General features: G+C 65.0%; 17 protein-coding genes. 10 read left to right on the plus strand and 7 right to left on the minus strand.

Annotation, left to right across the window (positions count from 1 at the left end; translation table 11 throughout):
* Window positions 1-395: 395 nt before the first annotated feature.
* The 5 genes from rpsI to VGN66_RS09685 form a co-directional block, all read right to left on the minus strand.
* The gene (gene rpsI / locus VGN66_RS09665; RefSeq protein ID WP_327518618.1) at window positions 396-917 is read right to left on the minus strand and encodes a 30S ribosomal protein S9; all 522 of its coding nucleotides are present in this window, start codon (window positions 915-917) and stop codon (window positions 396-398) included.
* Window positions 917-1,396 (minus strand): 50S ribosomal protein L13, encoded by a 480-nt coding sequence (rplM, locus tag VGN66_RS09670; RefSeq protein ID WP_224923342.1) that lies wholly within the window; start codon window positions 1,394-1,396, stop codon window positions 917-919. Before rplM ends, rpsI begins: the two co-directional genes overlap by 1 nt.
* 186 nt (window positions 1,397-1,582) lie before the next feature.
* On the minus strand, window positions 1,583-2,389 hold the full coding sequence (locus VGN66_RS09675; RefSeq protein WP_327518619.1) for a hypothetical protein: 807 nt from the start codon (window positions 2,387-2,389) through the stop codon (window positions 1,583-1,585).
* A complete protein-coding gene (gene cutA, locus VGN66_RS09680; protein ID WP_327518620.1) occupies window positions 2,386-2,700 on the minus strand; it encodes a divalent-cation tolerance protein CutA in 315 nt (104 codons plus the stop codon). The genes VGN66_RS09675 and cutA overlap by 4 nt, the downstream gene beginning before the upstream one ends.
* Window positions 2,697-3,746 carry a COX15/CtaA family protein gene (locus VGN66_RS09685; protein WP_327518621.1) on the minus strand — a complete coding sequence of 350 codons (1,050 nt, stop codon included), beginning with the start codon at window positions 3,744-3,746 and terminating at the stop codon, window positions 2,697-2,699. The genes cutA and VGN66_RS09685 overlap by 4 nt, the downstream gene beginning before the upstream one ends.
* A 94-nt stretch (window positions 3,747-3,840) precedes the next feature.
* On the opposite strand from VGN66_RS09685, the gene VGN66_RS09690 reads away from it, so the two are divergent.
* The 9 genes from VGN66_RS09690 (at window position 3,841) to VGN66_RS09730 (ending at window position 15,711) form a co-directional block, all read left to right on the plus strand.
* Window positions 3,841-4,224, plus strand: coding sequence for a MerC domain-containing protein (locus tag VGN66_RS09690; RefSeq protein WP_327518622.1), 384 nt, complete (start codon window positions 3,841-3,843; stop codon window positions 4,222-4,224).
* 43 nt (window positions 4,225-4,267) lie between these two features.
* Window positions 4,268-4,726 (plus strand): Fur family transcriptional regulator, encoded by a 459-nt coding sequence (locus VGN66_RS09695; protein WP_224923337.1) that lies wholly within the window; start codon window positions 4,268-4,270, stop codon window positions 4,724-4,726.
* 10 nt (window positions 4,727-4,736) lie between these two features.
* A complete protein-coding gene (pnuC, locus tag VGN66_RS09700; RefSeq protein ID WP_327518623.1) occupies window positions 4,737-5,300 on the plus strand; it encodes a nicotinamide riboside transporter PnuC in 564 nt (187 codons plus the stop codon).
* Window positions 5,297-6,280 (plus strand): AAA family ATPase, encoded by a 984-nt coding sequence (locus VGN66_RS09705; protein ID WP_327518624.1) that lies wholly within the window; start codon window positions 5,297-5,299, stop codon window positions 6,278-6,280. Before pnuC ends, VGN66_RS09705 begins: the two co-directional genes overlap by 4 nt.
* A 111-nt stretch (window positions 6,281-6,391) precedes the next feature.
* Window positions 6,392-8,311, plus strand: coding sequence for a 1-deoxy-D-xylulose-5-phosphate synthase (dxs, locus tag VGN66_RS09710; protein WP_327518625.1), 1,920 nt, complete (start codon window positions 6,392-6,394; stop codon window positions 8,309-8,311).
* A gap of 357 nt (window positions 8,312-8,668) precedes the next feature.
* Window positions 8,669-11,173, plus strand: coding sequence for a TonB-dependent receptor domain-containing protein (locus VGN66_RS09715; protein WP_327518626.1), 2,505 nt, complete (start codon window positions 8,669-8,671; stop codon window positions 11,171-11,173).
* Window positions 11,174-11,245: 72 nt separating this feature from the next.
* Window positions 11,246-13,048, plus strand: a complete 1,803-nt coding sequence (locus VGN66_RS09720) for a methyl-accepting chemotaxis protein (RefSeq protein ID WP_414713211.1) — start codon at window positions 11,246-11,248, stop codon at window positions 13,046-13,048.
* Window positions 13,049-13,127: 79 nt separating this feature from the next.
* Window positions 13,128-14,168 (plus strand): DUF2332 domain-containing protein, encoded by a 1,041-nt coding sequence (locus VGN66_RS09725; protein ID WP_327518628.1) that lies wholly within the window; start codon window positions 13,128-13,130, stop codon window positions 14,166-14,168.
* A 133-nt stretch (window positions 14,169-14,301) separates the two neighbouring features.
* A complete protein-coding gene (locus VGN66_RS09730) occupies window positions 14,302-15,711 on the plus strand; it encodes a sugar porter family MFS transporter (protein WP_327518629.1) in 1,410 nt (469 codons plus the stop codon).
* A 55-nt stretch (window positions 15,712-15,766) separates the two neighbouring features.
* Here the strand turns inward: VGN66_RS09730 and VGN66_RS09735 are convergent, their stop codons facing one another.
* A complete protein-coding gene (locus VGN66_RS09735; RefSeq protein ID WP_327518630.1) occupies window positions 15,767-17,269 on the minus strand; it encodes a tryptophan halogenase family protein in 1,503 nt (500 codons plus the stop codon).
* Between the two features lie 258 nt (window positions 17,270-17,527).
* Between VGN66_RS09735 and VGN66_RS09740 the strand changes: the two genes are divergently transcribed.
* The gene (locus tag VGN66_RS09740; protein ID WP_327518631.1) at window positions 17,528-20,794 is read left to right on the plus strand and encodes a TonB-dependent receptor; all 3,267 of its coding nucleotides are present in this window, start codon (window positions 17,528-17,530) and stop codon (window positions 20,792-20,794) included.
* A 190-nt stretch (window positions 20,795-20,984) separates the two neighbouring features.
* On the opposite strand, the gene VGN66_RS09745 is transcribed toward VGN66_RS09740, so the two are convergent.
* Entirely contained in the window at window positions 20,985-22,130 is a 1,146-nt protein-coding gene (locus VGN66_RS09745) for an endo-1,4-beta-xylanase (RefSeq protein WP_327518632.1), read from the minus strand.
* Window positions 22,131-22,137 lie beyond the last annotated feature (7 nt).

A 22,137-nucleotide genomic window follows, 5' to 3' on the forward strand; every position in this document is an offset into this window, starting at 1 on the left:
GCCGGCCCGCATCGATTGGGCCTGCGCGCCACCGGCGACCGTGAGGCCAAATGCGGCTGCAGAGAGAAGAAGCGATGCGCGGACGCGCTGCTGCGGACGAGCGAAATACATGAGGGCCCCCAAAGTTAAGCCCCGACCACCCAGGCCGGACTTGGATGCAGGAAGGCTATGCTGCTACCGCCGGACGTCAAGTGCCTCCTTGTTACATTTGCGTGTATTTTCACGCGGATAGAGGCTTTGGCGCCACAGGTCCGGATGCTGCGGTTCGTTGGCGTTCTTCAGTAGAAAGCGTTGTTGGAGCAGCCCTCTGGCGGGGTATCTTACGACGCCCAACGAAAAAGGGCGGCCCGTGCGGACCGCCCTTTCGCATGTCGAAGATCGAACCTGTCGGTCGATCAGCGCTTCGAGAACTGGAAGCTGCGACGGGCCTTCGCCTTGCCGTACTTCTTGCGCTCGACGGCGCGCGGATCGCGGGTCAGGAACCCGGCCGCCTTGACCGGCGCGCGCAGCGTCGGCTCATACTTGGTCAGCGCCTGGGCGATGCCGTGCTTGACCGCGCCGGCCTGGCCCGAAAGCCCGCCGCCCTTGACGGTGCAGATCACGTCATACTGGCCGTCACGCTCGGCAACGCCGAACGGCTGGTTGATGACGAGACGCAGCGTCGGACGCGCAAAATAGACTTCCTGATCGCGGCCGTTGATGGTGATCTTGCCCGAGCCGGGCTTCAGCCACACGCGGGCAACGGCGTCCTTGCGACGGCCGGTCGCATAGGCGCGGCCGAGCTTGTCGATTTCCTGCTGACGCAGCGGCATGGTCGAAACCGCCGGGGTCGCAACGCCGGCTTCAGTGGTTTCGGCAACAGGCGCGCCGTCGGCGATCGCACCCAGATCGGAAAGGGACTGGCGATTGTCGGACATTATGCGCCCACCTTGTTCTTGCGGCTCATGCCGGCGATGTCGAGGACCTCGGGGTTCTGCGCCTCATGCGGATGCTCGGCGCCCTTGTAGATGCGCAGGTTGCGCATCTGCTGACGGCCCAGCGGGCCGCGCGGGATCATGCGCTCGACCGCCTTTTCCAGAACGCGCTCAGGGAAGCGACCCTCGAGCACCTTCTGCGCGGTGACTTCCTTGATGCCGCCAGCATAGCCGGTGTGCTTGTAATAGACCTTGTCCGCCAGCTTCTTGCCGGTGAAGCGCACCTTGTCCGCGTTGATCACGATGACATTGTCACCGCAGTCGACGTGCGGGGTGAAGCTCGTCTTGTGCTTGCCGCGCAGAACGTTGGCGATGACGACCGCAGCGCGACCGACGACCAGATTCTCGGCATCAACGATATGCCACTTCTTCTCCACCTCGGCCGGCTTTACCGACTTGGTGGTCTTCATGAGCGCCTTCATGGGGCCAGACCTCTTGGGTTTAAATGAATGACGCCGCCCCTTGCCAAACTGGCGCAGGACGGCGCGAACGGCGGCCAATTGACGAAATGGGAGTCAAAAGTCAAGCAAATGGCGGGATTGCTGACGGGTATTGGAATACCTTGGCGGTCGGCCCGGGTGAACTGGATCGCTGCGGCAACGGCCAAACTAGCGCGTGAGCCGGGTCACGGTCAGCCGTTCGGAGTGCAGGCTGCCATCGGGGGCGAGGGTCTCGACCTGCTCGCGGCTTTCGACGACCAGTCCGGTTGCGGGATCGACGCGGCGCAGGGTTTCGAGCGTGATGGTCGCGCTGGCCGTCCCGACCGCGACCGGGCCGGTCGCGCTGACCGATATCTCGATCCCCTCGGGCCGCGCCCGCACCGCGCGCAGTCCGTCCAACTCGGCCTTGCCATAGATCGAGGTCGCCGGAACCCGCACCGCGCGCGGCGGGGCGGGGGTTGCCGCTTCGGCGACCAGTTCGGGGGCGATCAGTGGGGTGACGAGTGAGCCGATCATTCGACGCTGTGTCGCTTCGGGCTGCACCGCGAGCGTTGCCACGATCGCGCGGACGCGGGCGGCGCGCTGCCGGGTCTCCGGATCGGTGCCGGTCGGCGCCAGCGCCCCCATCCCGTCGATGACTGCGCGCCAGGTCGCGGGGAGGTCGTCGATGCTGACCACGGAGCCGGCGCGGTCGAGTTGCAGCACGACGGTGCGCCCCGCCAGCCTTGCAAAGCCGGCGCGCAACAGCCCAGCCGGATCGCTGTCGTCTTCGCCCGGCGCGGCCGCATCGAGCGTCACCGCCACGCGATAGCCGTCCGCTGCCGCCGAGAACCTGACAGTGCGATGCGCAATGAAGCGGCGCGTCGTCGTCCCTTCGGTCCGCACCGTTTCGGTCGTCATCACTAGCGGCCGGTCGAGCGGAGGCGCGAACACGGGCGCGGCCTGCGTCGCGATCAGTAGCGCGACGGCGATCACCGCGTTTCGGCCCGGACCCAATCCAGAACCGCGTCGCCCGCCGCGACCGGCCAGATTTCGATCACCGGCAGATCATAGCTGTGCGCTGCGGCGATGGCGTCGGCGAGTTCGCGCGCCAGCTCCGGCGTGGTCTTGAACAGCGCGCGATACTCGTCACCGCGCTCGACCACGCCCCGCCAGCGATAGATGGAGGTGCAGGGCCCGAGCAGGTTGACGCAGGCGGCGAGCTGCGCCTCAACCATCGCCTGTCCGATCCGCTCAGCCTCGCCTGCATCGGCGAAGGTCGCGTGGACCAGCGCAATGTCGCTCATGCGCGATAGCCGCGCACGCGCCGCCCTGTGACATGCAGGCCCCACGCTGTGGCGATCACCAACAGCGCGCCGACAAACTGATGGAGCACGCCCAGCGTGATATCCACGCCGGTCATCACCGTGGCGATGCCGAGCAGGATCTGGACGCCGAATGCGCTGTGGATCGCGACCGATGCCGCGCGGCTTCCTGCTGCGCGGGCACGGCGGGCGAGCAGGATCAACGCGACGACCGCGACCCATGCCCACCAGCGATGAATCCAGTGGATCATCGCCGGATCATTCACCGCCGCGTCGAGCAGCGACCGGACCGCCAGCACCTCGGACGGGAAGAACTTGCCGTTCATCATCGGCCATTCATTCGTCACCAGACCGGCATTCAGCCCCGCAGTGAACGCGCCATAGAGCAGCTGCACGAACAGGATCAGCGCGACGACGAAACCGAAGCCGGTGAGCCGCGCGGGCCGATACGCCGGATCGCGCGCGAGATGACGCAAATCGAGGATCGTCCAGGTCAGCGACGCGAGAATGAACAGCGCCAGCAACAGGTGCGCAGCAAGCCGGAAATGGCTGACATCGGTGCGCTCGGCGAGGCCCGAACTGACCATCCACCAGCCGATGACACCCTGCAGCCCGCCCAGCACCAGCAGGCCGGTCAGGCGCAGGCCATAGCCCTTGGGAATCGCGCGCTTCCACGCGAACCACAGCAGCGGCGCGGCAAAGGCAAAGCCGATCACGCGGGCCAGCAGGCGATGGATATATTCCCAGAAATAGATGAACTTGAACGCAGCCAGGCTCATCCCCTGATTGACCTGCTGATATTCCGGGATCTGTTTATACTTGTCGAATTCGGCCAGCCACGCTGCTTCGGAAAGCGGCGGAAGGATACCAGAAACGACCTTCCATTCGGTAATCGACAGCCCCGATTCGGTCAGGCGCGTGATGCCCCCGACGACGACGATCAGGACGATCAGGATGGCGACGACCGTCAGCCAATTGGCGATGGCGCGCGGGCGGATGGGATGGCGGAACTCGGACACGGAATCCATGTACCTGCCTGTAACCACAAATGCCAGCCGGGCCACCTGTCCCCCGGTGCATGTGATGTTGTAACTTTTCTGGCGGCGATCTATATGCTGGGCCATGCAGCCGGCTATCGCCCCCCGATTCTGGGAACAGATCGACACGCGCTTCGATCGCTTCGCGATCGGGCTGTCGAGCCTGTGTCTGGCGCATTGCCTGGCGACGACCGTGCTGCTGGCGCTTGCGTCGGCGGCGGGGTCGCTGATGCACCCGCTGATCCATGAAGTCGGGCTGGTCGCCGCGATCCTGTTCGGGATCGTCGCGCTGGGCCGTGGCATCATGAAGCATGGCTATATGATGCCGGCCGCGGTCGGTGCATTCGGCCTTGGCATCATGGCGGGCGCGCTGACTCTGGAGCATGGCGGGCCGGAGATCGTCTGGACGGTGGTCGGCGTTGCGATCCTCGCGCTCGGCCACGACCTCAACCGCCGCGCTACTTACTGAGCACACGCTTGCCCGGCGCTCCCTGCGCGCCTACATTTCCCCCATGCACGCGCACGATCATCACGAACATCATGGCTCCGACCTGACCGTCGCCGCCCAGGCCACTCTGGAAAAGGCGGGCGAGCAATGGACGACGATGCGCGCATCGATTTTCGAGGTGCTGGCCGGGTTCGACAAACCCGCCTCCGCCTATGACATTGCCGAGGCGGTGTCGAAGCGGGAAGGGCGGCGCGTCGCGGCGAACAGCGTCTATCGCATCCTCGACCTGTTCGTGACGTCGAACCTCGCGCGCCGGGTCGAAAGCGCCAATGCCTATGTCGCCAACGCGCACCCCGACTGCCTGCACGACTGCATCTTTCTGGTGTGCGATTCGTGCGGCAACACCACGCACCTCGATGATGATACGATCACCCGCACCGTCCGTTCGGCGGCCAAGGGCGCGGGCTTCTCGCCCGTGCGCCCGGTGATCGAGGTGCGCGGCAAGTGCGCCGACTGCGACTGAAGCCACCAAGTTGAACCCGGTCGAGCTTGCCGCAGCGGCGCTGGGGCTGATCAATGTCGCGCTGGTGGCGCGGCGCAGCCTGTGGAATTACCCGTTCGGCATCGCGATGGTCGCGCTCTACTTCTTCGTGTTTGCGGACGCGAAGCTGTACAGCGACGCGCTGCTCCAGATCTTCTTCGTGGTCATCCAGCTCTATGGCTGGTGGAACTGGAGCCGCAGCGAGCGGGTGGATGATGGCATCGCGGTGGGCCGGCTGACCTATCCCGCTCGCGTCGGCTGGATCGTCGGCACCGCGCTGGCGAGCATCGCATGGGGCGCGGCGATGGCGCGCTTCACTGACGCCGCCGCGCCCTATGCCGATGCGGCGGTGGCGGGGATGAGCGTCGCCGCGCAGATCCTGCAATCACAGCGCCGCGTCGAAAGCTGGCTGTTGTGGATCGCGGTTGATATCGTCGCGGTCGGACTGTTCTGGAGCCGCGGGCTGTATCCGACGGCAATCCTCTACGCGATCTTCCTCGGCATGGCGGTGTGGGGGCTGTTCGCCTGGCGCGCGAAGCTGGATGTGGCGCGGTGACGCGCGGCTTTCTGCTCGGCAAGTTCATGCCGCCGCATGCCGGGCATCTGACGCTGGCGCGCGCGGCGCGGGCGATGGTCGATCGGCTGACCGTGCTGGTGTGCTGGCTGCCCGACGACCCAATTCCCGGCGAAGTGCGGCTGGCATGGATGCGCGAACTGCTCCCCGATTGCGACGTGGTCGGCCACGGCGCGCCGGTGCCGCAGTCGCCCGACGACAGCCCCGATTTCTGGCCGATCTGGCATAAAATCGTGCGCGCGGCGCATCCCGATCCGATCGACCTGCTCTTTGCGGGTGAGGATTATGGCAAGCGCCTCGCCGAAGAGGTTGGCGGGCTGTTCGTGCCGCTGGGCGGGCGGATCATGGCGGCCGATCCCGACGGCATTGGCGGCCTGTCGGGCAGCGCGGTACGCGCCGACCCTTGGGCGCATGCCGCATTCCTGCCCGGCTCGGTGCGCGCGCACTATACGCGCACTGTCGTGCTGCACGGCGTTGAAAGCACCGGCAAGTCGGTGCTGGCCGAGCGGCTGGCGCGGCATTTCGGCAGCGTCTGGGTGCCCGAATATGGGCGTGCGCAGGCCGAGGTTCATGGCGTCGAGATGGATGGCGCGGACCTGACGTTGATCGGCGCGGCGCAAAGCGCGACGATCGCGGCGTGGAAGCGCTGGGCGACGCGCTATTTGTTCGCCGATACCGATGCGCTGATGACGGCAGCCTGGGCGCGGATGATGCTCGGTGCTGCACCTGATGCACTGCTGCAGCATCCGCGCGCCGATCTTTATCTGCTGCTCGAACCGGATGTCGCGTGGATCGACGACGGCACGCGCATCTATGGGACCGACGCGAGTCGGGGGCGGTTCGCAAGCCTGTGCCGCGATGTGCTCGACGAGGCCGGGGTGCGCTGGATCGCGATTCGTGGCGACTGGGATGCGCGTTTCGACGCGGCGGTGGCGGCGGTTGAGGCACTCGGCCGCGATTGACGCTGCGTCACCGCCATTTTTCACCCAACGCTCAGCTTTTGCTCATGACCTTTCATGGGCAGCGGTGTCAGGCGTTGGACAGGTTCAACGCGCTGGAGTAAATGCGGTCGAATGTCTGAACTTCCCACGACGCCGCTGCTCGACACGGTCGATACCCCGCATGACCTTCGCAAGCTGAAGCCCGCGCAATTGCGCCAGCTCGCCGACGAACTGCGCGCCGAAACGATCAGTGCGGTCGGCACCACCGGCGGCCATCTCGGCTCTGGCCTCGGCGTAGTCGAACTGACGGTCGCGATTCACTACGTATTCAACACACCCGACGACCGGCTGGTGTGGGACGTCGGCCACCAATGCTACCCGCACAAGATCCTGACCGGGCGCCGCGACCGCATCCGCACGTTGCGCATGGGCGGCGGCCTGTCGGGCTTCACCAAGCGCGCCGAAAGCGAATATGACCCGTTCGGCGCGGCGCACAGCTCGACCTCGATCTCTGCCGCGCTCGGCTTTGCCATGGCGAACAAGCTGGCGGGGACGCCGGGCAAGGGCATCGCGGTGATCGGCGACGGCGCGATGAGCGCGGGCATGGCCTATGAGGCGATGAACAACGCCGAACAGGCCGGCAATCGCCTGATCGTCATCCTCAACGACAATGACATGTCGATCGCGCCGCCGGTGGGCGGGCTGTCGGCCTATCTCGCCCGCGTCGTATCCAGCTCCGAATATCTCGGGCTGCGCAACCTCGCCAAGAAGATCACCGACAAGATTTCGCGCCGCCTGACCAGCGCTGCATCGAAGGCCGAGGAATATGCCCGCGGCATGGCGACCGGCGGCACCCTGTTCGAAGAACTGGGCTTTTATTATGTCGGCCCGATCGACGGTCATAACCTCGACCATCTGATCCCGGTGCTCGAGAATGTTCGCGACGCCAAGGAAGGGCCGGTCCTGATCCATGTCGTGACGCAGAAGGGCAAGGGCTATGGCCCGGCCGAGGCGGCGGCGGACAAGTATCACGGTGTCCAGAAATTCGATGTGATCACCGGCACCCAGGCCAAGGCTCCCCCGGGACCGCCCGCCTATCAGAATGTGTTCGGTGAAACGCTGGCAAAGCTCGCCGAGACCGATCCGCGCATCTGCGCGATCACCGCGGCGATGCCCGGTGGCACTGGGGTGGACAAGTTCGCCAAGGCGCATCCCGAGCGCAGCTTCGACGTCGGCATCGCCGAACAGCATGCCGTAACCTTTGCCGCGGGTCTCGCGGCACAGGGCATGCGGCCATTCTGCGCAATCTATTCGACCTTCCTCCAGCGCGCTTATGATCAGGTCGTCCATGACGTCGCGATTCAGAACCTGCCGGTGCGGTTCGCGATCGACCGCGCGGGGCTGGTCGGCGCCGATGGCTGCACCCATGCCGGCAGCTTCGACGTCACCTATCTCGCCTCGTTGCCCAATTTCGTGGTGATGGCCCCCGCCGATGAGGCGGAGCTGGCGCATATGACGCGTACCGCCGTCGAACATGATTCGGGGCCGATCGCGCTGCGCTACCCGCGCGGCAATGGCGTCGGCGTCGAGATGCCCGCCGAGCCGCAGGTGCTGGAGATCGGCAAGGGCCGGATCGTGCGTGAGGGCAAGAAGGTCGCGATCCTGTCGCTCGGCACCCGCCTTGCCGAAGCGCTCAAGGCCGCCGAAGCGCTTGAGGCGAAGGGCCTGTCGACCACGGTCGCCGACCTGCGCTTTGCCAAGCCGCTGGACGAGGCAATGATCCGCCGCCTGCTCACCACGCATGAAGTGGCGGTGACGATCGAGGAGAATGCGGTCGGCGGCCTCGGCGCGCATGTGCTGACGATGGCGAGCGACGAGGGGCTAATCGATGCGGGGCTCAAGCTGCGCACGATGCGCCTGCCCGATCGCTTCCAGGATCAGGACAAGCCCGAGCTGCAATATGACGAAGCGGGGCTCAACGCGCCGCATATCGTCGATACGGTGCTCAAGGCGCTGCGCTGGAACGAGGCTGAGGTCGGCGCAACCGCCTGACGCCGCTCCCGAAAGTCTGTCGATAAGCCCCGTGCGCCCTGCGCGCGGGGCATTCGTGCGTATGAGCGGCGCAAACAATTGTTAAGTCGCGAAGGTCTGCCGAACAAAAACCCGCGACTCGCGGTTTCGCGACTCGCCTGAAGACAGTTCCGCGCCGCGATTGACTCGGACATTCACCATCTTGTTCGCCCGCACCGCACCGGCGCGTCTGCAAAGATTCTTGCGCGCCGCCGCCCGACCCCGCTGCTGCCTCCTATCATAGCTGCGACGCCCCACCGCATTCGTGCGGCGGTGCGCGCGCATGGAAAAAGCCCGGACGCGATCCGGGTAACGTCTTCAAGGGTGGGCAAGTTACGCATGAACAAGCATCTTCTTCTCTTTGCAGCGGCACCGCTGGCACTGATCGCCCCGGCCGCCGCGGCAAAGAACATGGCCGTCGAGGCAGGCACCGCGCCGACCGCCGCCGAGCCGGCTGCGACCAAGGAAGCGGAGCGCGAGGTCTTCACGACCGGCGTCGCCAAGGGCCGCGACCCGCTCGACAGCGCGACCTCGACCAGCGTGCTCAAGGCGGGAGAGATCGAGAAGCTTGGCGCGCGCAGCCTGGCGGAAGTGCTGCGCAACATTCCCGGCGTGCGCACCGAAAGCTCGACCGGCGAGGGCAATTCCAACTACACGATCCGCGGCCTTCCGCTCGCATCGGGCGGGTCGAAGTACATGCAGATCCAGGAAGACGGCCTGCCCGTCCTCGAATTCAGCGACATCTTCAACGTCGCTTCGGACATCTTCATCCGCTACGATTTCAACGTCGGGCAGATCGAGGCCATTCGCGGCGGTTCGGCATCGACCTTCGTGTCCAATTCGCCCGGCGGCGTGATCAACCTGATCTCGAAGACCGGCGACACCGAGGGCGGCTCGATCGCGTTCACCACCGGCATCGGCTATGATTCCAATCGCCTCGACTTCGATTATGGCATGAAGCTCAGCGACACGCTGCGCATGCACATCGGTGGCTTCTATCGTGTCGGCGAAGGTCCGCGCGACGTCGGCTTCACCGCGTACAAGGGCGGCCAGCTCAAGTTCAACGTCACCAAGGACTTCGCGGGCGGCTATGTACGTCTGCACGGCAAGTGGCTCGACGACCGTTCGCCGCAATATGTGACCGTTCCGGTCAAGATCACCGGCACCAACGATAACCCCGAATATTCGTCGTTCGCCAATTTCGACGTGCGGCGCGATTCGATGTTGTCGAGCAACATCACCAGCCTGGTGACGCGTGATAGCAACAACAACCCCACCGCCTACAGCACCAGCGAGGGCATGCACGCCAAGGTCAAGTCGATCGGCCTGGAGTCGCAGTTCGACCTGGCCGGCTGGACGATTACCGAACGGTTCCGCTACTCGGCAATCTCGGGCAGCACGCTGCGCAACCAGATCTTCTCGCTGTTCTCGGGCGCGGCGCTTCCCGCTACCGCAGGTGGCGCTGGCGGCACGCTCAGCTATGCCAATGGCCCCAATGCCGGTCAGGTGATCGCCAACCCGGCCAACCTCAACGGCAACGGCATCGTCGGTAACATGCTGCTGATCCGGGTCAACGCCAACTCGCTCGACAATGTCAGCAACGACCTGCGCGCGACCCGCGTGTGGAATGTCGGCGGTGGCAAGCTGACCACGACTGCGGGCGTGTACAAGTCGCTCCAGACGATCGACACGACCTGGCTCTACACCAACACCTATCAGGATGCGCTGGGCGGTGGTCAGTCGTCGCTGCTGAACGCGCGCGACGCGTCGGGCACGCCGATCACCCAGGACGGCTATGTCGCGTTCGACCTCAACGTCGGCGGGATCCCGGGACAATATCGTCGCGCCTTTGACGTCGATTACAATGTCACGGCACCCTATGGCTCGCTTAACTTCCATGTCGGTCCGGTCGCGATCGGCGGCAGCGTGCGCTATGACATCGGCAAGGTGCGCGGGCGCCTGTTCGGCAGCGATCTGGGCGGCGGCCGTGTCGGCACCAACCCCTTTGACTTTAACAATGATGGTGTGATTTCCGCCGCCGAAGCGCGCACCGGTGCGCTGCCGCTGTCGCGGCCGGCCCCGGTCAATTACGACTATGACTATGTGAGCTATTCGACCGGCATCAACTGGCGCATTTCCGAGCCGCTCGCGGTCTTCGCCCGCTACAGCAAGGGTGCCCGCGCTGGCGCCGACAAGATCCTGTTCACCCCGTCGGTCAGTTCGGTCGATGGCAGCCTGGTCGAGCCGGGTGCAGCCTATGACACCGTCACCCAGCTGGAAGGCGGCTTCAAATATCGCGCGGCGAATGCCACGCTCAACATCACCGGCTTCCTCGCCGACACGACCGATCGCAACATTCAGGGCGGTACCGGCCTTGAAATCCTGCGCGAATATCGGGCCTATGGCGCCGAGGTCGAGGCAAGCTATCGCACCGGTCCGTTCAGTGTCACGGGCGGCCTGACCTACACCAGCGCGGAGATCCGCTCGGACAGCCGGGTTCCGACGGTCAACGGCAATACGCCGCGTCACCAGCCCGACTTCATCTTCCAGCTGACCCCGCAATATGATTCCGAACTGGCGACGGTCGGGTTCAACGTCGTGGGAACCACCAGCAGCTATGCCCAGGATACCAATGGGCTGAAGATGCCGGGCTTCACGGTGGTCAATGCGTTCCTTCAGTATCGTCCGATCGATCGGGTCCAGCTGATGCTGAACGTCAACAACCTGTTCGACACGATCGGCTTCTACGACATCGCGCAGAATGCCGTTCCGGCCGATGGTGTGGGCTGGGGTCGCGCGATCAACGGTCGCACCGTGTCCACATCGCTGCGCTTCGACTTCTAATGGGTTGGGGTCGGTGCGCCGCGCGCGTGCCGACCCCCTTGGGTTCCGCGGAGTTCGGATGGTCATATGAATATGCTGAAATCGCTGAAAATCCCACGAAAGCTGGGCCTGTCCTTCCTGATCATCTGTGCGTCGGCAGCGGTGATGATGGCGGTGTTCTTCTCGAACATCTCGATGATCCGGTCGGTCACCGACGCCAACACCGCAGCGCAGAGCCGCTACGCCAAGGCGCTGGCGCTCGAAACCGCGTTGCTGCGGCAGAACAGCCAGATGCGCGGCTATCTCGTCACCGGCGACAAGACCTACCTCAAATCCTATGAGGAAGGGCGGGTCGACTATGACAAGGCCTCGGCGGAGCTTGAGGCCGAGCTGACCGATCCCAAGCTGATCGAAGCGGTTCAGACCTCGCGCAAGGAAACGCTCGACTGGCGCGCCAAATGGGGCGACCGCCTGATCAAGCGCGTCGATGGCGGCGATCTTGCCGGCGCTCAGGCCGAAGTCCAGGGAGCGGGCAAGGCGGTGCTGGTCAGCGCTGCGGTGCTGCCGCTGCGCGACGTGCGCGACGCCGAAATGGCGGCGATCGAGAAGGGGTCGGCAACGCAGGAATCGGCGATGGACACCGCAACGACGGTGCTGATCGTCGGCGGCATTGCTCTGATTACACTTGCCATTGCGCTTGCCTGGCTGCTCAGCCGCGCGATCGCGACGCCGATCTCGGCGCTGACCGGGACGATGAGCACGCTCGCATCCGGTCGCAACGACGTCGATGTCGACGGCACCGACCGTTCCGACGAACTGGGCGACATGGCGCGCGCCGTGCTCGTCTTCCGCGACGCCGCGATCGCCAAGCAGGCGACCGATGCCGCAGCGGCAAAGGCCGAGGCGGAGCAGAAGATGGTGGTCGAGATCGTCTCGGCGCAGCTGTCTGATCTCGCTGGCGGCAATCTGACCGCCACGATCGACGCCGATTTCCCGGCCGACTATGCGGCGGTGAAGGCCAATTTCAACGCTGCCGTTGCCAGCCTGCGCGGCCTGATCGCATCGGTGATGGAAGCGACCACGTCGATCCATTCCGGATCGGGCCGGATCGCCGAAGCATCCGAGGATCTGGCGCGCCGGACCGAGGCGAATGCCGCGAGCCTTGAGGAAACGTCCGCCGCGATCGTCCAGATGGACCAGCGGCTCAAGACCACCGCTGCGGCGGCAGGCCAGACGGTCGAGCGGGCGAACGGCGCAATCGGCACTGTCGCCAATGGCCGCGCCGTTGCCGAAAGTGCGGTAGGCGCGATGGGCCGGGTCGCCGAAAGCGCCAAGGGCATCGACAGCGTGATCGAAGGACTCGACAAGATCGCGTTCCAGACGCGCGTCCTTGCCATGAACGCGGCGGTCGAGGCGGGCCGTGCGGGCGAAGCGGGCCGGGGCTTTGCCGTCGTCGCCGATCTCGTCTCCGCGCTCGCGATGCGCGCTGAGGAAGAAGCCGGGCGTGCGCGTGACCAGCTCACCGCAACGCAGACCGACATCGTCGCCGCGGTCCAGATGGTGCAGAAGGTCGACAGCGCACTGGTCGACATCTCGACCGATGTGAACGAGGTCCATTCGCTGCTCGACAAGATCGCGCAGGACAACCACGCCCAGTCGTTCGCGATTACCGAAGTGAGTTCGGCGATCGGCATGATGGACCAGACCACCCGCCAGACGAGTGCGATGGTCGAGCAAAGCTCGAACGCAGCGCGCGAGCTGGCGAACGAGGTGACCCATCTCGCCGATCAGGCCGGACAGTTCACCGTCGGCGCGGACGGCGGGCGCAGCCCGGTCCATGCGATGCACAATCGTCTCGCCCAGACGATGGGTGCCGATGTGTGGGACGCGGCGTGATCGAAGCGGGCCGTGGCGACGTCCGCGGCCCGTCTTCTGTATTGAGTAAAGCCGCGTCCGCGCGGTTGGGGGAAGTCGCATGAACATGATGACGCGCGTCGGTTCGCAGGGGGAGCTGCGCCGCCAGTCTCGGGTCATCCGCGCGCTCGGGTCGGAGTTCGTCGCTTCGGTGCTGGAGGCGGGGGACCGTCAGCTGCACCGTGCGCCACTGACTGCAGCGCTGATCGAGGGCTGGCCCGATGATCCGTCGGCGGCTGCGCTGGCGATGCGGTTCAACGCGGCTCTGCATGCGCTGGCGCGGCGCGGCGATGTCGCCGACCTGACCGCGCTCTATCAACGCGAGCATGACGATTTCGACCGCGCGATCGGTGCGGCGCTTGCCACGCATGACGGCTTCATCGTGCGCTGGATGCACGCGCCGACCCAGACCAACGAAGTCGCGCGCGCCGCAGGATTCGCAGCAGCGCTGATGGCACTTCGCGCGCGCATCGACATGCCGGTCGACCTGCTGGAGCTCGGGTCGAGCTGCGGGCTCAACCTCAACCTTGCCCGCTATCGCTATGAGCTGGGCGAGGTGGTCGCGGGCGATCCAGACGCGCCAGTGCGGATCGCGCCGGAATGGCGCGGGATGATCCCGGTGGTCGCGCCGATCGACGTCATCCAGGCGCGCGGGGTCGATCTCAACCCGCTCGACGCCAATGACCGGCGCGCACGCGAGCGACTGTTATCGTTCGTGTGGGCCGATCAGCCGCGACGGATCGAGCGGCTCAAGGCCGCGCTGCGGCTGGCGCGCGCGCACCCGCCGGCACTGACCCGCGCCGATGCAACGCTGTGGCTGCCCGAGCAGCTCGCCGAGCCGCAGGCCGAGGGCGTGTGCCGCGTGGTGTTTCATTCGATGGTGATCCAGTATCTGGGTGGCGCGGCCCGGGCCGCTGTGATCAAAGCGATCCATGCTGCGGGTGCCCGTGCGACCGATGCCCGCCCGCTGGCGTGGCTCAGCCTCGAATGGACGCCGGGGCGCGAGCGCGTCGAGCTGGCGCTGACCTGCTGGCCCGATGGGGCGCGGCGCGTGCTTGCCACCTGCCACCCCTATGGCGACTGGTTCGACTGGCACGGTTGAACCGCCGCGCGATTCCGCGCAGCATTTCCCGAAACCCGGCGCGTCGCGGCATCTTGCGCGCGATGCGTTTTAGCGCTTAGTTAGCGCTAACATAAGCGCGGACCCACCGCGCGTCAGGAGAGGGAGAAGCGCTTTGACAAAGACCACAGCGGCGCAGGCCAATATGGGCCTGATCACCGCGATCGTGGCGGTGGCCACCATCGGCGGCCTGTTGTTCGGCTATGACAGCGGGGCGGTGAACGGCACGCAAGCGGGACTCAAGTCCGCTTATGGGCTCGATGACGCCGGGCTGGGCTTTACGGTGGGCTCGCTGCTGATCGGCTGCACCATCGGCGCATTTCTGGCCGGGCGGCTCGCCGACATGATCGGTCGCCGCAATGTGATGATGCTGTCGGCAGTCCTCTTCCTGATCGGCGCGTTGATTCAGGGCTTTGCGCCGTCGCAGCCAGTGTTTGTCATCGCGCGCATCATGGGCGGCATGGCGGTGGGCGCGGCAAGCGTGCTGTCCCCCGCCTATATCTCCGAAGTCGCACCTGCGAACATTCGCGGGCGCATGACGACGGTGCAGCAGATCATGATCATCACCGGCCTGACCGCCGCGTTCGTGGTCAATTACTATCTGGCGCAGAGCGCGGGCAGCTCGACCAGCGGCTTCTGGCTTGGTCTGGAAGCATGGCGCTGGATGTACCTGATGCAGGCGGCACCCGCAGCGGTGTTCCTGGTGGCGCTGCTCTTCATTCCGGAAAGCCCGCGTTATCTGGTGTCGAAGGGCCGCGACGAAGAGGCGATGCAGGTGCTGACCAGCCTGTTCGGCGCCGACACAGCCGCGACCAAGCTGGTCGAAATCCGCAACAGCTTCTCCGCCGATCACCGCCCGCGCCTCTCCGACCTGATCGACCCGACCAAGGGCGGGGTGCGCGGCATCGTCTGGGCGGGCCTGTTGCTGGCGGTGTTCCAGCAGCTCGTCGGTATCAACGTGATCTTCTATTATGGCGCGACGCTGTGGCAGCTCGCCGGGTTCACCGAGAATGACGCGCTGCTGATCAACATCGGTTCAGGCGTCGTGTCGATCCTCGCATGTTTCGTCACCGTGCTGCTGGTCGACAAGATCGGGCGCAAGCCGCTGCTGATGGCCGGGTCGCTCGGCATGGCCGCGACGCTGTTCACGATGGTGTTCGCGTTTAGCCAGGGCTCGCTCGATGCGGACGGGCAGCTGGTACTGTCGCCGCAGATGGGCATGCTCGCGGTCATCGCCGCCAACATCTATGTCATCTTCTTCAACGTCAGCTGGGGCCCAGTGATGTGGGTGATGCTGGGTGAGATGTTCCCCAACCAGATCCGCGGATCGGCACTCGCCGTCGCCGGCTTCGCACAATGGGGGTCAAACTATCTGATCGCCCAGACTTTCCCGATCATGGCCACCGGGCTGGGGCTGACCGTGACTTACAGCTTCTACGCGGTCTGCGCCGCAATCAGCTTCTTCCTGGTCCGCGCCTTCATCAAGGAGACGGCGGGTCGCGAGCTGGAAGAAATGGAAGGCTGAACGGTCCTTCCACAAAAGGGGCTGGGGCGGGGGGAAACCCCCGCCCCTTTTTTGTTCAGGCGGCGCAGTTCTGCCGGATATACTCGGCATGGTCGGGCATATAATCGACCGACTTGGCGACTGCGGTCGCGATGTGCGCGAGCCGGTCGCGCGTCTCGGCCAGCGTCAGCAGCTCCGCGACCGGATCGTAGCGCGACCAGCGCATGCCCTGACCCACCATCACCGCGAACCAGCTGGTGTCGTTGAACAGCTCTTCATGCTCGCGGAAGCAGCGGCCCGAGCTTTCGAACACGCGGATCTTCTCCGCCAGCCGCTCCGGGATCGGCATCGTCCGGCAATGGTTCCAGAACGGCGAATCGGTGCGGTCGGTGGCGCAATAATGCAGGACCAGGAAGTCGCGGATCAGCTCGCTCTCCTCGATCATCAACCGGTTGTAGCGCGCGCGCTCGGCCTCGGCGAAGGTCGAGTCGGGGAAGTTGGACAGCAGCCGCGCGATGCCGGTCTGGATCATCCAGATGCTGGTCGATTCGAGCGGCTCCATGAACCCCGCCGACAGTCCGATCGACACGCAATTGCCTTCCCAGAAGCGCGCGCGATGCCCGGTGGTAAAGCGGATGAAGCGCGGATCGGCCAGCGCCTCCCCATCGAGATTCCCGAGCAACGTCGCCGCCGCCTCGTCGTCGCTGATATAGTCGCTGCAATAGACCATGCCGTTGCCGGTGCGGTGCTGCAGCGGGATGCGCCATTGCCACCCAGCACTGCGCGCGGTCGAGCGGGTGAAGGGGGTGAGGCCGCCCGGCACCGACGCGCACGGCATGGCGACCGCGCGGTTGCACGGCAAATGCGCCGACCAGTCGACGTACGGGACGCCGAGCGTCTTGCCGATCAACAGGCCGCCAAAGCCCGAGCAGTCGATAAACAGCTCGCCCGCCACGCGCTCACCCGATTCGAGCGCGACCGCGGCGACATGGCCGCTCTCGCCGTCGCGTTCGACATCGACGATCTTGCCCTCGATGCGCTTGACCCCCATCCCCTCGGCCAACTCGCGCAGATACAGCGCATAGAGGCCCGCGTCGAAATGATAGGCATAGGCGATGCCTGACAGCGGCGAATTGCCAGCATCGACCGGCGGCATGAAGCGATTGGCGCGCCCTGCGCTCGCCATCAGCGAAAAGGCGTCGACATTGGCGAACTGCGGCTCCTGCGCCAGCCGCTGCCAATAGGCGTGGAAGGACACGCCCTCCATATCGATCCCATATTTGCCAAACGGGTGGAAATAGCGGCGCCCGAGGCCGCCCCAGTCGACGAACTCGATCCCCAGCTTGAAACTGCCCTTGGTCCGGCGGATAAACTCATTCTCGTCGATGCCCAGCAGGCGGTTGAAGGTGCCGATCTGGGGGATGGTCGCCTCGCCGACGCCGACCGTCCCGATCGCGTCCGACTCGACCAATGTGATCGTCGCATAATCGGGGCCGAGAATGCGGGCCATCGCGGCCGCCGTCATCCATCCGGCAGTGCCGCCGCCCACGATCACGATCGACCGGATCCGTTCCGCCACGCTTTTCCTCCCCAAAATCGCTGTGCAGCATCGCTGCAACATGCGCGTCATTTTCTTTCTGGTAGCGCACAACATCTCTTGCCGAAAGCTGCGCATTGGCTTAAGCAAAAGAAATGTTAGCGCTACCTTATTAGCGCAACTGGGCAGAAGAGCCGCAAAGGCTCTCGAACGAGGAGGGGATGGATGTCGAATTGGCGGAAGCGTGTGCGCGCTGAAGGTCGCGCTGCATGGGGACTCGGAGTTTCGACGGCTGCGCTGATGACAGCGCTGGCCATGCCGAATGTCGCACTGGCACAGGATACGCCGGCGGCTGAGGAAGCGACCGATCCGGATACCGTTGTCGTTACCGGCTTCCGCGAGTCGCTGCAAAGCGCTCAGACGCGCAAGCGCACGTCCGACACGATCGTCGACTCGGTGACCGCCGAGGATATCGGCGCACTCCCCGACCGTTCGGTGACCGAAACGCTTCAGCGTATTCCGGGCATCTCGATCAACCGCTTTGCCGCTGGCGTCGATCCCGACCACTTCTCGGTCGAAGGTTCGGGCGTCGTCGTGCGCGGCCTCACCTATGTCCGTTCGGAATTCAACGGGCGTGAGGCGTTCACCGCCAATAACGGTCGCGCGTTGAGCTTCGCCGACGTCCCGTCGGAACTGCTCGGCGGCGTCGATGTATTCAAGAGCCCGTCGGCCGATCGCGTCGAAGGCGGGATCGCCGGTGTGGTCAATCTGCGCACGCGCCTGCCCTTCGACAAGAAGGGCTTCGTGATGGCGGGGTCGCTCGAACTCAACTATTCCGACTTCGTCGAAAAGGCGTCGCCGACCGCCGCGCTGGTGGTCAGCAACACTTGGGACACCGGAATCGGCGAGATCGGCCTGCTGGGTAGCGTGTCCTATTCGCAGCTGTTCTCGCGCGCGGATCGCTTCCAGGTGTCGAGCTTCCGCGTTCGCCCGATCTATTCGGACGGTACCCGCACCGATGTGGTTCCGTTCGGCACCGCGACCCAGCGGGGCAGCGGCCTGTTCCCGCGCGGCGCGGTGATCGGTACGCAGGAGTTCGAGCGTCGGCGCTTCGGCTATGCCGCCGCCGCCCAGTGGCGCAGCAACGACCGCCGCGCCGAGGCGACGTTCCAGTTCCTGCGATCCGACGCGCGCCAGGCATGGACCGAGCACACGATCGAAATCGCGACCGACAATGTCGAATCGAACGGGGACTCGCGCGCCCGTGACGGCACGTCGATCGCGTTCGACTCCTCGGGCCTGTTCGAAAGCGGCGTGATCACCGGCCCGACCGGTTGGCGCGACGATCAGAACACCGCGGGCAACATTCGTACCCCGGCATTCGGTTTGCAGTCGAACAACATCCGTCGCGATCATGACGAACGCGCGGTGACCGACGATTATGCGTTCAACTTCCGTTACCAGGCCACCGATAATCTTAGCATCAGCATGGATTATCAGCATGTCGACTCGTTCGTCGATATCATGGACAACGGCCTGTGGACGTCCTCCTATCAGGACGTCGGAATCCGGCTGAACGGGAGCAATCTGCCGACGGTGGACTTCCGCGGGCCGCAAAACTGCCCGACCCTGCCCTGCACCGGCACGCCGGGCGGCGCGGCTGACTATCCGGCCTATTATACGGGTACGAACAACAGCTTCGCCTCGCCGGCCAACAGCTTCTACCGCTCGGCGATGGACCATATCGAGGCGAGCACGGGCAACTCCGACGCCTTCCGGCTCGATGCCGAACTGTCGTTCCCGGAGGACAGCTTCTTCAAGTCGGTCCGCGTCGGCGGCCGTTACGCCGATCGTGATCAGGTTGCGCGCTTCTCGACCTATAACTGGGGTCGCCTGAGCGAGCAGTGGGGCAATGGTGGTCCGGTGTGGCTGGACGACCCGGTCGATAACGTCCAGGGCGGCAGCGGCGGTGCCCCGCTTCAGAGCTATCAGCAGTTCTGCTTCACCGACTTCTTCCGTGGGTCGGTCAGCAACCCACTGAACGGCCAGTGCCGTCCGTTCTACAACAGCAATACGACAACTTATTACCAAGGCTATGTCGATTATGCGAACCGCGTTAATCGTGAGTGGGAACCCACGACCACGGGTGCAGGCGGCCGCGTGATCAATGGCGGCTGGCGTTCGCTGGCCGACCGGCCCAATGCGATTGCGGGCTCGCCGTTTACGCCGGGTGAAATCAATCCGCAGCGTGAAACCAACAAGGCTGCGTACCTGATGCTGCGCTTCGGTAACGAGTTCGGCAACGGCATGAACCTGAGCGGCAATCTCGGGGTGCGCTACACCACGACCAACCGCAAGTCGGAAGGCTTTATCGAGTTCCCGTTCCCGACCGACCTGCCGACGGACGCAACCTGTCAGGAGTCGATCAATAACGTCATCTCGGGCGCCGGAGCGACGGTCAATGCGTTGTGCGCGCTGTCGCCTGCACAGCTCACGCAGATCACAAATTACCTGAACGGCGCGATTGTCCCGAACAATTTCGATCTCGATTATGACTATTGGTTGCCCAGCCTCAACGTGAAGCTTGAAGTCGGGGGTGGTCTGCAGTTCCGCGCGGCCTATTCGAAGGGGGTTGCCCCGCCATCGTTGGGCCTGGTCCGCAACTATTTCCCGGTCGGCGTAACCGCACGGCCACGGGTCGACGCGAATGGAAATCAGGTTCCAGTCGTCGTCACTCCCGTCGCACCGGGTACCGGGTCGTTCGGGTCAGATGGCCTGATCGCGCCGGGGCAGGTGCAGATCCAGGGGACGTTCAATGCCGGCAATCCCGAACTGCTCCCGACCGAGGCTGACAGTTTCGACATCACCGCCGAATGGTATTTCTCGCGGGTCGGCCAGCTGACGGCGTCGTTGTTCTACAAGGAGCTCCACAATGTGCTGACCAACAGCACCGTGCGGCGCACCTTCAGCAACAACGGCCAGACGTTTGAAGCGGTGGTGACCACCCCGATCAACTCGCCGGATGTGGGCAAGATCAAGGGTTTCGAAATCGCCTATCAGCAGGTGTTCGACTTCCTGCCCGGACCGCTCAAGGGTCTCGGTCTGCAAGCCAACTACACCTATGTGTCGAGCGAGGGCGTGCCGCAGAGCACCTTGTCGGAAACTGATCCGGACGTCGCGGCGGGCCGTCAGCCGACGATTTCCGGCGCCAACTTCCCGCTTCAGGGGCTGTCGGAGCATCAGTTCAACATCACGCCCTTTATCGACATCGGGCCGGTGTCGGCGCGAGCATCGTATAGCTGGCGTTCGCAATATCTGCTGACGCTGCGCGACGTGATCACGCCGTTCGATCCGATCTTCCAGGAGGATTACGGCCAGCTCGACGCATCGATCACGATCTCGGTCAGCGACCAGCTGAAGATCGGTATCCAGGGCGTGAACCTTACCAACTCGATCACAAAGACGAGTGCTGCGGTGGCCGACCAGAATGGCGATATCCGACTGGTCCCGCGCGGCTGGTATGTGAACGACCGCCGCGTCACCGGCATGATCCGCTTCAACTTCTAAGGGTCAATCTTCCCAACCTCCCCGCCGTCGCCCCTCCCAGGGCGGCGGCATTTTTTTGTCTGGCTTGGGCGCGGCCGCAGCGGGGTGGTACAAAAAATGCTGCGCAGCACGGTGGCTGCGCAGCGGACTGCTTTTGAAGGATGTGAGGCCCGCTGGCCCGCTGCGGAACTGCGACGGGTCGGGGGTTCGATCAGGCGATCGGCTTGGCCTCGGCAAACAGCCGCGCCAGCTCGTCCCGCATCGGCTTGGCGCGGAAGCTGCTGTCATAGGGGCAGCATCGCTGCGGTAGGCCGTCCTTGCGCGGGGCGAAGCCCTGCAGCCAGCTATACTTGTCGACCATGCCCCAGGCGAGCACGTCGCGCAGCTGGGGATAGGACAGCATCAGCTCCATATAGGCGCGCAGATAGGCGACGACGCCCGCATCGCGCTGCGCCGGATCGCCGGGCAGGGCGTTATCCTTGACGTCGAGCTCGGTGATGACGAGGCGATAGCCCATGCCCACCGCCTCATCGACGAACTTGCGCCACTCGCGCTCCTGACGCGGGCCGAGGCCAGTGGCGGGATCGAGCGTGAACATCTCGATATGGCTCTGGATGCCCAGCGCATCGACCGGCACGCCGCGCTTCTTGAAGCCTTCCAGCAGCTTCAGCACCCCAGCGCGGTGCTTCTCGTTGCCCGGCTCCCAGCTCATATAGTCGTTATAGACCAGCTCGGCGTTCGGCATTTCCGCGCGCGCGGTGTGGAAGGCGAGGTCGAGCACCGGCTCGACACCGCCCATCGCCTTGGACAGCGAAGTTTCGACAAGGCCTGAGGTCTCGGGATCGACCGCTTCGTTGACCACGTCCCAGCTGCGGATCGTATCCTTGTAGCGGCGCATCACGGTCTGGACGTGATCGGTCAGCAGCTTCTCCGCCGCAGCCTTGGGCGCAGAGCCGAAGTCATGGTCGTTCAGCCAGTTCGGAAACCATTTCGGCCGGTGCCACAGCAAGGTGTGCCCGCGCACGTCCAGATTCTTGATGCGCGCCCAGGCGACCATCGCGTCGAGCCGGTCGAAGCGGTATTCGCTCGCGGATGGGCGGATCGACTGCCACTTCATCTCGTTCTCGGGCACGATCAGACCGCACTCGCGCTCTACGACCGCGGCATAAGCGGGGTTATTGAACGACCCCGCATCCGCGCCCGGCGGCGCCCAGGCGACCGCAGTGCCGAACCGCCGCCCCGTGCGCTTTGCCACCGCGTCGATCCCGGGCGGCGAAAGGCTCGCGCCAGCTGAAGTCGCGGCGACGAGCGGAAGCGCGGCAATACCGGCGAGCGTTTGACGGCGGGTCGGGTTCATCGGGGCT

The sequence above is a fragment of the Sphingomonas sp. genome, assembly GCF_035998645.1.
GTDB lineage: Bacteria > Pseudomonadota > Alphaproteobacteria > Sphingomonadales > Sphingomonadaceae > Sphingomonas.